Annotated in this window: 12 protein-coding genes; 3 read left to right on the top strand and 9 right to left on the bottom strand. The window is 72.2% G+C overall.

The window, feature by feature from the left end:
• Positions 1–12: 12 nt before the first annotated feature.
• The gene (locus KUA19_RS23220) at positions 13–972 is read right to left on the bottom strand and encodes an aldo/keto reductase (protein ID WP_217398893.1); all 960 of its coding nucleotides are present in this window, start codon (positions 970–972) and stop codon (positions 13–15) included.
• An 81-nt stretch (positions 973–1,053) separates the two neighbouring features.
• Here KUA19_RS23220 and KUA19_RS23225 point away from each other — a divergent pair, with 81 nt between their 5' ends.
• Both KUA19_RS23225 and KUA19_RS23230 read left to right on the top strand, forming a co-directional pair.
• Complete coding sequence (locus KUA19_RS23225) at positions 1,054–1,809, top strand: class I SAM-dependent methyltransferase (protein ID WP_217398895.1); 756 nt, start codon at positions 1,054–1,056, stop codon at positions 1,807–1,809.
• Positions 1,810–1,990: 181 nt separating this feature from the next.
• The gene (locus KUA19_RS23230) at positions 1,991–3,184 is read left to right on the top strand and encodes a glutamate-cysteine ligase family protein (protein WP_217398897.1); all 1,194 of its coding nucleotides are present in this window, start codon (positions 1,991–1,993) and stop codon (positions 3,182–3,184) included.
• A 13-nt stretch (positions 3,185–3,197) separates the two neighbouring features.
• Here the strand turns inward: KUA19_RS23230 and KUA19_RS23235 are convergent, their stop codons facing one another.
• Genes KUA19_RS23235 through KUA19_RS23245 form a run of 3 tightly spaced genes read right to left on the bottom strand, consistent with a single transcriptional unit; the run spans position 3,198 to position 4,526 of the window.
• Entirely contained in the window at positions 3,198–3,629 is a 432-nt protein-coding gene (locus KUA19_RS23235) for an FxLYD domain-containing protein (RefSeq protein WP_217398900.1), read from the bottom strand.
• Positions 3,613–4,014, bottom strand: a complete 402-nt coding sequence (locus tag KUA19_RS23240; protein ID WP_217398902.1) for a hypothetical protein — start codon at positions 4,012–4,014, stop codon at positions 3,613–3,615. The genes KUA19_RS23235 and KUA19_RS23240 overlap by 17 nt, the downstream gene beginning before the upstream one ends.
• Before the next feature lie 38 nt (positions 4,015–4,052).
• Positions 4,053–4,526 carry a GNAT family N-acetyltransferase gene (locus tag KUA19_RS23245; protein WP_217398904.1) on the bottom strand — a complete coding sequence of 158 codons (474 nt, stop codon included), beginning with the start codon at positions 4,524–4,526 and terminating at the stop codon, positions 4,053–4,055.
• A 56-nt stretch (positions 4,527–4,582) separates the two neighbouring features.
• On the opposite strand from KUA19_RS23245, the gene KUA19_RS23250 reads away from it, so the two are divergent.
• Positions 4,583–5,233, top strand: a complete 651-nt coding sequence (locus KUA19_RS23250; protein ID WP_217398906.1) for an MOSC domain-containing protein — start codon at positions 4,583–4,585, stop codon at positions 5,231–5,233.
• A gap of 15 nt (positions 5,234–5,248) precedes the next feature.
• Here KUA19_RS23250 and KUA19_RS23255 read toward each other — a convergent pair whose 3' ends face one another.
• From KUA19_RS23255 to KUA19_RS23275, 5 genes are all read right to left on the bottom strand, one after another.
• Positions 5,249–6,052: a PhzF family phenazine biosynthesis protein gene (locus tag KUA19_RS23255; protein ID WP_217398908.1), complete on the bottom strand. Its 804-nt coding sequence runs from the start codon at positions 6,050–6,052 to the stop codon at positions 5,249–5,251.
• 152 nt (positions 6,053–6,204) lie between these two features.
• On the bottom strand, positions 6,205–9,582 hold the full coding sequence (locus KUA19_RS23260) for a 3-keto-alpha-glucoside-1,2-lyase-like domain-containing protein (RefSeq protein ID WP_217398910.1): 3,378 nt from the start codon (positions 9,580–9,582) through the stop codon (positions 6,205–6,207).
• Positions 9,583–9,830: 248 nt separating this feature from the next.
• Entirely contained in the window at positions 9,831–11,003 is a 1,173-nt protein-coding gene (locus tag KUA19_RS23265; protein ID WP_217398912.1) for a class I SAM-dependent methyltransferase, read from the bottom strand.
• 173 nt (positions 11,004–11,176) lie between these two features.
• Entirely contained in the window at positions 11,177–12,010 is an 834-nt protein-coding gene (locus KUA19_RS23270; protein ID WP_217398914.1) for a protein kinase domain-containing protein, read from the bottom strand.
• Positions 12,011–12,099: 89 nt separating this feature from the next.
• Complete coding sequence (locus KUA19_RS23275) at positions 12,100–13,410, bottom strand: hemolysin family protein (RefSeq protein WP_217398916.1); 1,311 nt, start codon at positions 13,408–13,410, stop codon at positions 12,100–12,102.
• Positions 13,411–13,519 lie beyond the last annotated feature (109 nt).

Below are 13,519 nucleotides of genomic sequence, written 5' to 3' on the forward strand. Positions count from 1 at the left end.
CGGACTTCATTATCAGGCGGGCGGCGGCGACAGCTTGTCCAGTTCGGCCAGCTCGTCGGGGGACGGGGCCCAGTCGGCCGCCGCGGCGTTGGCGCGCACCTGCTCGGGGCTGGTGGCCCCGGCGATGACCGAGCCGCAGCCGGGCTGGGCGGCCAGCCAGCCGATGGCCGTCTGCAGCAGGCTGTGCCCCCGCTGCTCGGCCCAGCCCGCCAGCGCCTCGACGGTGTCCAGCCGTGCCTCGGTGATGAACCCGGCCGAGTCCTTGGCCAGGCGGCTGGTGTCGGGCGCGTCCTGGCCGCGGCGTACCTTGCCGGTGAGCAGGCCGTTGGCGAGCGGGAAGAACGGCAGCACGCCCAAGTCGTAGTGGCGCGCGGCGGGCACGACCTCGGCCTCGATGCCGCGTTCCAGCAGCGACCAGTGGTTCTGCGCGCTGATGAACGCGGTGGTGTTGAGCTGCTGCGCGACGCGTACGGCGTCGGCGATCTGCCAACCGGCGAACTGCGAGCAGCCGATGTAGCGGACCTTGCCCGCCAGCACCAGCTCGTGCAGCGCCGCCAGCGTCTCGCCGATCGGGGTGGCCGGGTCGGGGGTGTGGATCTGGTAGAGGTCGATGTGGTCGGTACCCAGGCGGCGCAGCGAGTCCTCGACGGCGCGGCGGATGTAGGCACGCCCGCCCTTGGCGCCCGCCGCGGGCCCGTACCCGAGGTCGATGGCCTGGTGGCCGAACTTCGTCGCGAGCACGACCTGGTCGCGGCGTCCCTTCAGCACCTCGCCGAGCATCGACTCGGATGCGCCGACGGCGGTGCCGCGGCCGTAGATGTCGGCGGTGTCGAAGAAGGTGATACCGGCGTCGAGGGCGGCGTCGACGACGGCGCGGGTGCCGTCGAGGTCGAGCCGCCAGCCGAAGTTGTTGCAGCCGAGGCCGACGGCGGAGACGGTCAGGCCGGAGTTGCCGAGCGGGCGATAACGCATGATCGCCACCCTAGCGCGCGCCGCGGGGGCTGCGACGGGTGCGCATCGGACGATAGCGTGCCGGGGCAGAGGAGGACGGCCATGACTTCCGTGTACGACGGTGCCCGCATCGCCGCCGGCTACGCCTTCGACCGACCGGCGGTGCACGAGCGCATCCTGCTCCCGCTGGCCGCCGCGCCGCGGGCCGAATGCGCGCTGGACGTGGGCTGCGGCGCGGGCCGGTCCACGGCGGCCCTGGCCCCCTACGCGCGGACGGTGGTTGGGTTGGAACCGATCGCCTCGATGCTGGCGCACCGGTCGGCGGTGGCGCCCGCAGCGGAGTTCGTGGTCGGCGAGGCCGAGCGGCTCCCATTCGCGCGAGGCAGCTTCGACCTGGTCACGGCGGCGGGCAGCCTGAACTACGTCGACCTGGACTTGTTCCTGCCGGAGGCGGCCCGGGTGCTCACCGACGGCGGCCGGCTGTACGTCTACGACTTCTCCGAGGGCCGCCACGCGGTGGGCACGGACTCGCTGGCCGGCTGGTTCGCGGCGTTCGAGCACCATTTCCCGTGGCCGCCGGGCTACCGGCCGCTCGCTCCGGCGGCGCTGCCCTGGGGCGAGCACGGCCTGCGTCTGGTGCGCTGCGCCGACACCGAGGTGGCGCTCGAACTGACCGGCGCGCAGTACCTGCGGTATGTGCTGAGCGAGGTGAACGTCAACGCGGCACTCGCGCGCGGCGGGTCTGCGGACGAGGTGGTGCGGTGGTGCACCGAGACGCTCGCCCCGGTGTTCGGGAGTGGATCTCTGCGGGTCCGCTTTTGCGGCTATCTCGCCGAAGCGGTGCGGATCGCGCGCTGAGCCCGCGACCTCCGCACTATCCATTCAGTGCGGTGCGACTGGATCGAACAGCCGTGTGACCTCAGCGTTTCGACCTCTGGACAACTGACATTGATCTATGGAAAATCAGCGGTACCCGCATCTGCTGGCGGCATAGTGCGGCCGTTGGACAACGTCGGTCGAGCCTGCCGTGGAGGTGCGGGTGTCAAGTGCGCTCTCCGAGCCATACGCCGAAGAGTGGATTTTCAACAACGCCTTCGCGACGCGGCGGATCGGCCGCCTGGGCGTCGAGCTGGAGTGGTTGGTCGTCGATCCGACCGCACCGGCGTCCCGCCCCGACCACGCACTGGTTCAGGAAGCGGTCTGCCCACCGGGCCGCCGCCTGCCGTACGGCAGCGTCATCAGCTTCGAACCCGGCGGCCAGGTCGAGCTGTCCACGCTGCCCGCCGCGAACCTGACCGACTGCCTCAACGCCGCCGCGGAGGACCTGTCGGTGATCCGCAACGAGGCCCGCGCCCGGGGCCTGCGGCTGGTCGGGGCCGGGCTGGACTCGCGCCCGGCCCGGCGGGTCGTCGACAATCCCCGCTACACCGCGCTCGAGGCCGCCTACGACCAGTACGGCCCGGTCGGTCGGCAGATGATGTGCAACGCCGCGTCGGTGCAGGTCAACGTCGACGCGGGCGACGACTCCGGCGGCTGGCGAGGCCGTCAGCGCCGGTGGTGGCTGCTCAACACGCTCGGCCCGGCGCTGATGGCGATGTTCGCCAACTCCCTCGGCGAGGGCGGGCGCAGCACCCGCCAACTGCTGCGCTTCCGCACCGATCCGACGCGCACGGACCCGATCGGGGCCGGAGAGTGTCGGGCGACCTGGCTGGCGTACGCCCTCGACGCGCAGGTCGTCGGGGTCCGGATGCCGTCGGGGCGGCCCTGGCTGGTGCCACCGGTCGGGTTCACCATGCGCCACTGGCTGCGCGGGCAGGGTCCGCGCCCGGCGACGCTGGCCGATCTGCGCCGCCATCTCAAGAGCGTCATTCCGCCGGTACGGGCCCACGGCCACCTCGAAATCCGCATGATCGACGCCCAGCGGGGCGACGACTGGGCGGTCCCCACCACGGTGGTGGCCGCGCTGCTCGACGATCCGACCGGCTCCGAGCGGGCCGCCGAGGTCGCCGAGCGGCTGCCCCAGGAGCCCGGACGGACGTACTGGACCGAGGCCGCCCGCGACGGCATGTCCCGGCCCGACCTGGCTTCGGCGGCGCGCTCGCTGATGGAGATCGCGCTGGACACGCTGCACCGCATCGGCGTGCCCGCCTGGGCCGCGGCCGCCACGGCCCGTTTCGCCGACCGCTACACCGACCGCGACCGCTGCCCCGCCGACGACGGCCGCTCCGCCTGACCCGACCGCGAGGTCACGATGCCCGGTCGACGCTGACCGTGCAGGACTTCGCGTCGGCGCGGTCGGGGAGGTGGACTGTCGTCGTCGCCGTGGTGGCCTGCCCGCCGCCCAGGTCGTCGACCCGCCAGGTCGCCTCGCCGACCTGCCTGCCTGCGCCGTCGAGGACGGCTGCCACGACCTCGAAGCTGTCCTCGATGGAGGTGACGTTGTGCACCGTGAATGTCACCGTCGCGTCGCCGGTGCCGACGTCGCACTTGACGACGTCCGCGGTCGCGCGGCCGGAGAGAACGTACGTCAGGCCGTTGCCTGCCGCGACGCAGCAGCCGCCGGCGACCGCGGCGCCGAGCAGGACCAGCACGACGCCGCGGGGTAGGCCGAGGATGCGCCGCGGCCTGCGGTAGGGATCCGTGCTCGGCGCATCCGGGTGGTCACTCGATTTCGACATCGCAGCCCTTCGCGTTGGCGCCCTGGCGGTAGCGGACGGCGGTGTCTCTGGTGTGGGTGGCGCCCGCGTGCAGGTTGGGCACGCGCTCGGTGGTCTCGCCGATCGAGGCCCCGTTGCCGTCGTGCACCCGGACCTTGACGTCGAAGGTGCCGCTGAGCAGGCCGCCGTTGGTGATGGTGAACGTCACCCGGGCGACCGGCCCGGCGACGTCGCACTTGACGATCTCAGCCGTCGCGCGGTTCGAGTCGAGGAATCCCTTCCCCGCGGCGATCGGGATCCCGCAACAGACGACGACGGCGGCCAGGAGCGCCACGAGCCTGCCGCGCGTCAGGCCCCGGAGACGTTTGGGCGACGGGGTCTGCGGCGAGGGGGAGGGGCTGGTCAAGGGGTGCTCCTCTCAGCGGTGGCGTGGTGGCCGGGTGGTCAGTCGGCGAGCTCGGCCAGCGCGTCGCCGCTGACCCGGAACACGGTCCAGGCGTCCATCGGCTTGGCGCCAAGGCTCCGGTAGAACGCGATCGCGGGTTCGTTGGCGTCCAGAACCCACCACTGCAGTCTGGTGTATCCACGCTCGACGCACAGCCCCGCGAGCGTGCGCAGCAGCGCCCGGCCGTGCCCGTGCCCGCGCGCCGCCGGTCGCACGTACAGGTCCTCCAGGTAGACGCCGTGCACACCGTCCCAGGTGGAGTAGTTCAGGAACCACAGGGCCATGCCGACCGTCTCGCCGGTCTGGTCGTCGACGGCGACGTGCGCGAAGGCGGCCGGGTACGGCCCGAACAGCGCCTCGTGCAGCTGGGCGGGGGTGGCCTTGGCCTCGTGCGGGGCGCCCTCGTAGTCGGCGAGCTCGGCGATGAGGTCGAGCAGCACGGGAACGTCGTCGGGCACGGCGGTACGGATCATGAGCGGCACCCTACCGGCGCCTTCGACGCCGCCGGCGGCCCCGCTAGGCTGGTCCGATGGGCAGGATCATCTCCGTCAACGCGGGTCGGGCCCGCTCCAGCGACGCGGCCGACCTGGGCGTCACCGGGATCGACAAGCGGTCCGTCGACGGTGTGGTCGCGCTGCGGGCACCCGGACCGCGCGACACGGGCCTGGGCAGCGGGGTCGAGGGGGACGAGATCTGCGACCGGCGTCACCACGGCGGCGACGACCAGGCCGTCTACGCGTACGCCCGCGAGGATCTCGACGGCTGGGCTGCCGCGCTCGGGCGTGACGTGCGTGCCGGTCAGTTCGGCGAGAACCTCACCACGACCGGCTTGGACGTCAACGGGGCCCTGATCGGTGAGCGGTGGCGGGTCGGCACCGCGCTGCTGGAGGTGTCGGCGCCGCGTATCCCGTGTCGCACCTTCGCCGCCGCGATGGAGGAGCAGGGCTGGATCAAGCGGTTCACCCAGGCGGCGCTGCCGGGGGCGTACCTGCGGGTGCTCGAGCCGGGCGAGGTCCGCGCCGGGGACGAGGTCACCGTGGTGCACCGCCCGGACCACGACGTGACCGTCGCGCTCGCCTTCCGGGCGATGACGCTGGAGTCGGAGCTGCTGCCCCGTCTGGTCGACATCGAGGCGCTGCCCGCGTCGGTGCGGGCCAAGGCCGCCGCGCGAGCCGGTTGAGTCACCGCGCTCGACTCAGGCGTGCAGGGTGCCGTCCAGGACGGTGACGGCCCGGCCGGTCAGCTCGACCCGGTCACCGCGCCGTACGGTGCGCACCAGCCCGGTGCGCGCCGAGGCCTGCAGGCCGACCAGGTCGTCGCGGCCGAACCGCGTACCCCAGAACGGGGCCAGCGCCGTGTGCGCGCTGCCGGTCACCGGGTCCTCCGGCACGCCGACGGCCGGGCCGAAGAAGCGGGACACGAAGTCGTAGCCCGCCGCCGGGTCGGCCGCCGCGGCGGTGACGATCACGCCCCGGGTGGCCAGCGCGGCGACCTTGGCCAGGTCGGGCCGCAGGGCCCGTACGGTCTGCTCATCGGACAGTTCCACCAGCAGGTCGCCGAGCGCGCCGGTGTCGTGCGCGGAGAGCACGGGCACGCCCAGCGCCTCGACCAGGCCGGGCAGCGGCGCCACCGCGACCGGGAGGTTCACCGGGAAGTCCAGCGTGATGGTGCCGTCGGCGTTGGCGGTGGCTGACAGCAGGCCGCTGCGGGTGTCGAACCCGATCGTGCCCGCGGCGAGGCCGTCGGCGGCCATGGCGTGCGCGGTGGCCAGGGTCGCGTGACCGCACAGGTTGACCTCGGTGGCCGGGGTGAACCAGCGCAGCGCCCAGCGCGAGCCGCCCAGCGGTCGCGCGAAGGCGGTCTCCGACAGGTTCAGCTCCGCCGCGACGCCCTGCATCCAGTGCTCGTCCGGCCAGGTGTCGCCGTCGAGCAGGCACACTCCCGCCGGGTTGCCGCCCATCGGCCGGTCGGTGAACGCGTCCACGATCCTGATCCGCATATCCGGACTCTATCGGCTGTTCCCGCGCCGCCCGACCGCCAATCGCCGGTTCGTGGCCCGGCCGGGACGCGCGGCCACGCCCCGCCCAGGCAACGTCAAGAAGGGGCCCTTCCTCTACGCATAGCGATAAGAAGGGCCCCGTCCTTACCTCGTTACACGAGCGGCTCCAGCCACATGTTGCGGAAGCGGGGGTTCTCGCCCGCGTCGCCGTGGTCCTGCAGCCGGATGCCGCCGACGGCGGCGCTCTCGGCCGCGCCCGCGCCGGTCGGGCCGTCGATCGCCACGTCGTTGTGGACCACGAAGCCGTTCCAGACGATGGTCACGCGGGCGTTGGCGGTCTTGGTGGCGCCGCTGTAGCGGGCGGCCCGGAACGTGATGTCGTAGCTCTGCCACGTCTGTGGGGCCCCGGCCGCGTTGCGGTCGGCCGCCTTCTTCTGGTAGATCGAGGCGGCCTCGGTGTTGTCCAGCGCGGTGTCGCCGTACGAGTCGAGCACCTGCAGTTCATAGCGGTCCTGCAGGTAGATGCCGCTGTTGCCGCGCTGCTGGCCGGTGACCGACCCGGGGTAGAGCGGCTCGTACCACTCGACGTGCAGCTTGAAGTCGCCGAAGCCGAACTTGGTGCGGATGTCGCCGCCCAGGGACTCCATCGACCCGCCCGACAGCGGCCAGGTCGCGGCGCCGCCGGAGCCGTTCTGCCACAGGGTCAGGTCGTCGCCGTCGAACAGCTGGATGCGCTGCCCGCCCGCGGTGACCGTCCAGTGCTGGCTGGTGGCGCCGACGTAGTCCCAGATGTGGATCTGGGTGCCGTCGGCCGAACTGCCGCCCAGGGCGTCGAGCACCTTGCCCGACTGCGGGTTGAGCAGCGACCCGTTGGCCTGCGGCTGCCAGATCTGCGAGCCGGTGCCGTTGCAGGTCCACAGCTGCACCTTGGTGCCGTTGGCGGTCCCGGCGTTGTCGACGTCCAGGCACTTGCCCAGGGCCCGGAAGCTGGTGCCGACCCGGCTCCAGCGCTGGGCGGTGGTGCCGTTGCAGGTCCACAGCTGAACCTTCGTGCCGTCGGCGGAGCCCGCGTTGTCGAGGTCGAGGCACTTGCCGCCGTTGCCGATGATCGGCCCGGCGCCGCCGGACAGGGTCATCGAGTCCAGGTTGACGTTGCCGGAGTCGCCGGTGTCGTAGCGGTAGGCGATGGTGTTGCTGCCGCCGTTCAACGCGACTGTCTCGACCTGGGTCGACCACGCGTCCCAGGTGCCGGTGCTGCCCAGGGTGATCTGGCGCAGCTTGGTGCCGTTGACGTACAGGCTGACGGTCTTGGCGCCGCTGAACGGGTTCGGGCCGTTGGAGAAGCGCAGGGCCGCCTGGTAGACGCCGGTGGTGGGGGCGTCCACGGTGAACGTGGTGGTCGCGCCGGCCGTACCGTATCCGGCGACGAAGCCGGTGCCGGTGTATCCGGTGTGGTCGGTCGCGACGGTCGCGCCGCCGGTGCGCGCCGCGTTCTCGGCCTGGTAGACGCCGTCGGCCGGGGGCGGGGTCTGCCCGGGGATGGCGTTGAGGGTGTACCACGCCTCGGTGCTCCACAGCGACTGTCCCGAGGTGGAGCTGAACGGACGCGGCGAGCGCACGTACACGACCCGGCCCGCCTTGCGGCCGCTGACGGTCAGGTTGACCTTCTTGCCGTCGGTCGACACGGTCGCGGCGGTGACGGCGAGCGTCTCCTCGTCGATCTTCGGCCCGCCGTACGCGGCGGTCGGCTCGTAGCGCCACTGCTTGAACGCGTACTTGGAGGCGATGCTCGCGATGGTGTCGGCCGACAGCGGCTGGGTGTACTCCAGCTCGAAGCCGGTGGTGGTGGCGCGCATCGCGAGGATGTCGAAGACACTGGTGCCGTTGGGGGTCAGCTTCTGCAGGCCGTAGGTGAGCTTGCCCTCCTGGCCCCAGTTGCCGCCCGCGCCCAGGCCGCCGACGTAGACCGCGCCGTCGGGGCCGAGGTGCACCTCGGCGATGCCCGACTCCAGGCCCTGGGTGAGCCGGAACAGCGCGCCCTGGTATTCGCCGTTGACCTTCTCCAGGAACGCCCGCTGCAGGCCGCCGTAGGTGACGTCACCGATGAGGAGCTGCCCGGCGTACGGCCCGGACGGCAGCAGCAGCGGCGCGCTGGGCGAGTTGGCGATCTCGTTCTGCGGCATGTACAGCACCGGCGGGGTGACCGGGTTGCTGTCGAACTGGCCCGCCGGGGTCGTGTAGTGGTTGAAGAACCGGCCGGGCTTGATCTCGACCAGCTTGGACGCGGGCAGCCAGCCGCCCTGGTTGTCGGTGACGAACAGGCCGCCCTCGGGGCCCCAGCCGATGCCGTGCGGGGTGCGCAGGCCGCCCGCGACGTAGGTGATCGCGCCGGTCGCCTTGTCGATCTTGATGCTGGTGCCGCGGTTGGGGTCGGGCTGCGGCACGGTGGTGGCGCCGCCGTAGTCGATGCTGACGGACAGGTTCGCGTAGAAGTAACCGTCCTTGTAGAGCAGGCCGAACGCGAATTCGTGGAACGCGCCGGTGAAGGGGAAGGTGGCGATCGTGTTGTACTGGTCGGCCACCTCGTCGCCGTTGGTGTCGACCAGCGCGGTCAGGCGCGTCTTCTCGGTCACGTACACGATGCCGTCGACGACCTTGAGGCCCATCGGCTCCTTGAGGTTGCCCGCGATCTTCTTCACGGTCACCCCGCTCGGCCCGCCGGTCCCGGCGGTGCCGGTCAGGATGTAGACCTCACCGGCCTGCGAGGTGCCGGACTGGTCGCTGCCGCCCCAGGTGCACAGGACCAGGCGGCCGTCAGGCAGCCAGTCCATGCCGGTGACCTTCGGCTGGAAGGTGGACGGGCGCAGGTTGGTCAGGGTGAAGCCGGGGTGCACGCTGGTCAGCGGCAGGCCGTCGCCGGGGGAGTCGCCGCTGGCCTCGCACTCCTTGCGACCGGGCGCGGTCACCCGGACCACGCCCGCGTCGGTGCTCAGCGCCGAGTTCGGCACGAGTACGAACGCCGAGGCGCCCGGCGTCTTCCAGTCGAGGGTCAGCTGCTGGCCGCCGCCGGCCTCGAAGTAGTCGATGCGCAGCGAGTGGTAGCCGGTGGCCAGCGTGACGGCACCCTCCTTGGCGGTGGCGCCGTGCAGGCCGTCGTGGTCGATCACGGTCGCGCCGTCGATGACCAGCCGGGAGCCGTCGTCGCTGGTGAGCCGGAACGTGTACGCCCCGGCCGTGGTGATGTTGACGTTGCCCAGCACCTGGGCGACGAAGTTGTCCTCGAAGCCGAAGTCGGCCGCCGTCGTCCAGTTGACGGTGGTCATCTTCTTGTCGACGTTGGGGGTCTGCCCGGACTTGAGCGTGCAGAGTTTGCTCAGCGCCACCTGCACGTCGAAGACGCGCAGCGTGACGCCGGGTTCCTGGGCGGGCAGCGCCGCGGCGGCGGGTACGGCCGGAAGTCCGGTCGCGAGCAGGAGCACGGCTGACGCCAGCGCGGTCGCGCGCAGTCGGCGTAGCAGTCGGGTGCCCATCGTTCCTCCTGGAGGTAGAGGTTTCCGACGGCTGCCGCGTACGGCGTAGCCCGCGCGATGACCGTCGGGTCCGTGCGCAGGTGGTCATCGACGCCGACGATTAACACACCCGAAACATCGGTGGGATGGGACACAACGTAGACGACTTTAATTGCGATGTCTACATCTTTCGATCAATCTGGCAAAAGTCCGCCGCGCCTTCCGCGAAAGTGTTCCGCGTATCGGCGTGTCGCAGACGTCCGCACTGCTCAGGTGTCCGAGGGCCGCTGCCACAGGACGACGTGGCCGTCCTCGGGCCGCAGCGCGGCCAGGTCCGGCAGGGGTCTGCCGCCCAGCACCGAAAGCGCCTCGATCGCCTCGGTGAAGCCGTGCGTGTCGGCGGACACCGTCGCGAACTCGCCCCAGGTGAGATCGACGGTCAGCTCGACCTCGTCGATGTCGGCCTCGGCGTGGGCGAACCGGGACACGGTCACGCTCATCAGCTCGTCCCACGGCACCGGGAACAGCTGGCCGCCGCGCCATACCGAGACGCCCCCGTCGTCTACGGTGATCGCGTCGCGGGGTGGGGGCGGCGGCGGTGGGCTCGGGCGGCCGGTACGCAGTGGCCGGTAGTACGAGTCGACGGCAGGCTGGCCGGTGTAGTTGGGCCCGGCCCGGTCGTCGGCGCCCGCGTACGCGAACGGCAGGTCCAGTTCGCGAGGCCCGACGCAGGTGACGATGCGGCGCCGGGCGTCGTAGTCGACGTGGCTCTCGCGCAGCAGCCGCCGCAGCGTCCGGCCGAGGTCGGTGCCGTCGGTCAGCCGGATGCTCGCCAGGTCCAGGTGCACCGCCAGTGTGCCGCCCGGGGACAGCCAGGTCAGCGCCCGCGCCAGCACGCCCAGCTTGTCGCCGACGTAGTGCAGCCCGTGCGCGCAGGTGATCAGGTCGTATGCGTGGTTCGGCTGCCAGGTCGCCACCGAGGCGACGTGTAAGTCGAGGTCGGATGATGTGCGCACCGCCGGGTCGAACCAGTCGACCAGGTCGACACCTGTCAGCGTGACCTGCGGTCCGGCTGCGCCGCCGCCGTTCGCGCCGATCGGGGCGGAGCCGATCGAGACGGAGCCGTTCGGGACGGAGCCGTTCGGGGCGGAGCCGTTCGAGACGGAGCCGTTCGGGGCGGAGTCGTCCGGGGCGCGAAGGAGGGTCGCTGCCTGCGCCAGGGCACGCCCCGCGCCGCAGCACAGATCCAGCCAGGCCGCGTGACCCTGGTCGGCGATCCGGGACCGCAGCAGGTCGAGCGGCTGCAAGCCGAGGTCCTTGGCGTAGCTGTTGACGCCGTCGAGGCCGCGCTCGCGGTTCATCGCGCAGTTGGCGACCACATCGGAACGTTCCAGGGCGTCGTCGTCGAGGAGGTGGTCGGCGCTTGGTCGGGCGGCGGGCATCGCCAGATCCTGCCAGAGTCCGTACCGATTCCGCCGCTCTCTTCCGGTGACCGGGTGCATCAGCCTGGACGCGGGCCTTCGGCCACGGATCGCGATGGTTACCGCTGGCGGCTCACACGTGTGGGGTTGTGCGCACAACCCCACACGTGTGAGCCGGTGCTCCTCCTTGCCGCTCAGGCGGGGTCGTGGACGGTGAGGGCGGCGGCGAGCTGGCGGAAGGTGGGCCGGTCGGCGGGGTTGGCAGCGAGCGCGGCGGTGAGGAGCGTGGCCATCGCGGGCCAGGTGTCGGGGACGGGGCGGTGGGCGGTGCCGGTGGCGATGGACGTCCAGGTGTCACGGGCGTCGTCACCGCGTCCGTTGGTGCCACCCGGGTACGGCCGGCGGCCGGTCCAGGCGGCGTAGAGCAGGGCGCCGAAGGCGTACACCTCGGCCGGGGCAGCCAGCTCCACGTGGTGGTCCGCGCCGGTGTCCAGCAGTTCTCGGGCGGTCTCCGGGGCGGTCAGCTGGGGCGGGCCGCCCCGCCAGGGCGTCGCCGGGGCGAGGTCGGGGTGCTGGGCGTGGGCGTAGTCGAGCAGGCGGGCGGTGCCGCGAGCGGGCACCAGCACGTGCTCGGGGTGCAGCCCGGCGTGGCGCCAGCCGAGGTCGTGCAGATCGGCCAGCGCGACCGCCGCCGACCAGGTGGCCACTGCGGCGGTACGCCGCTCGGCCGGGCTGTCGCCGCCGCGTACGCCCTGCCAGCGGCGATACAGGGTCGGGGCGTCGAGCCATTGCAGCGCGATCCAGGCGCCGTGCTCGGTGTCGCCGTGCGCGCACAGGTAGCCGGGATGGCCCACCTGGGCCAGCACCCCGGCCTCCCGGGCGGGTAGGTGCCGGGTCTGGCCGACGGCGTACTTGACCGCCCATTGCCGCCCGTCGTGAAGGCGCACCCGCCAGACCCGGCTGCGCGCGGAGGCGACCAACGTCGCGGCCTGAGCCCGCTCGGGCAGCTCGATCTCCGGCGGCAGCATGGGCGCCTCCCCTGTGGGTATGGCAGCCAGTATCGCGTTAAGTGCGATTTGTCTGGTTCTGCCGCGCCCAGCCGCCAGCCGCGTGCCGGTCAGCCCGCGCGGGGGCGGGGCGGGCAGAGGGCGTCGCCGCTGGGGCCGCCGCAGGGGCGCAGCCGTACGCCGGTGATGGCGTGATGATCCACGCCGGTGACCTCGGCGGTCCAGCCGTCCAGGTGCACGATCTCGCCGGGGCGGGTCGGCAGGTGCCCCAGCATCGCGATGACCAGCCCGGCCACGGTGATGTAGTCGCCGTGCGGGCGCTCCTGCAGGTCGACGCCGATGTCGGGCAGGTCGTGCACCGGAAACGTGCCGGGCAGTTGCAGCGAGCCGTCGTCGCTCTGCTGGACGGCGGCCACGTCGCGGTCGGTCTCGTCGTACAGTTCGCCGACGACCTCCTCCAGCAGGTCCTCCAGCGTGACGATCCCGCCGACCGAGCCGTGCTCGTCCACGACCAGGGCGAACTGCTGGTGCTCGGTGCGAAAGCGGCGCAGCGCGTCGGCGGCGTGCAGCGAGTCCGGCAGCAGCAGCGCGGGCCGGGCCACGGCGGCGACCGGCCCGCTGTCGGGGCCGATGAGATCGCGCAGGTGCACCACGCCGACGGTGTCGTCGAGGTCGCGCCGGACCACCGGCGCACGGGAGTAGCCGGAGTCGGCGAGCTCCTTGCGGGCGGTGTCGACCGCGCAGGCGGCGTCGAGGGTGAACACGGCCCGGCGGGGGATCAGCACCTCGCGCAGGATCCGCTCGGTGATCTCGACGGCGCCGCTGATGATGAGCCGCTGCTCGGCGGTGAAGCCGCGGTGGCTGCTGACCAGGTCGCGGACCTCGGCCGGGGTGATCTCGTCGCGATGCGCCTTCGGGTCGCCGCCCAGGACGCGTACGCACAGGTCGGTGGCGACACTGAGCACCCACACGAACGGACGCGACACCCGCGCCAGCAGGTCCAGTGGGCGGGCGGCCAGCCTGGCCCACGTCTCGGCGTGCTGCATGGCGATGCGCTTGGGTGCGAGTTCCCCCAGCACCAGGGTCAGGAAGGTCAGCATCAGGGTCACCGCGATCACGGCGACCGGCCGGGCGGCCGCGCCGAGGAAGGCCAGGGACGGTGTGAGCACGTCGGCCAGCGCGACCGCGGCGGTGGCCGAGGCCAGGAACCCGGCCAGGGTGATCCCGATCTGGATCGTGGCCAGGAAGCGGTTCGGGTCGCGGGCCAGGCGGGCGGCGACCGGCCCGGCGCCGCTCTCGCGGTCCAGGCGGCGCAACTGCCCCTCGCGCAGCGACACGAGTGCCATCTCGCTGCCGGAGAACAGGGCGTTCAACGTGATCAGCACCATGACCAGCGCGATCTGTGGCCAGTGGGAACTCATCGCGGCTCACCCCGAGGTGCGGGGTACGTGAAAGCCGGGCTCAGGCCCGGCCTGGTACTACACCCGTCCACCCGATCAACGTTAGCAGCAGCTTCGCGCTCGGGTGGAC

Origin of the sequence: Catellatospora tritici, assembly GCF_019083965.1 — a bacterium.
GTDB classification, from domain to species: Bacteria; Actinomycetota; Actinomycetes; order Mycobacteriales; family Micromonosporaceae; genus Catellatospora; species Catellatospora tritici.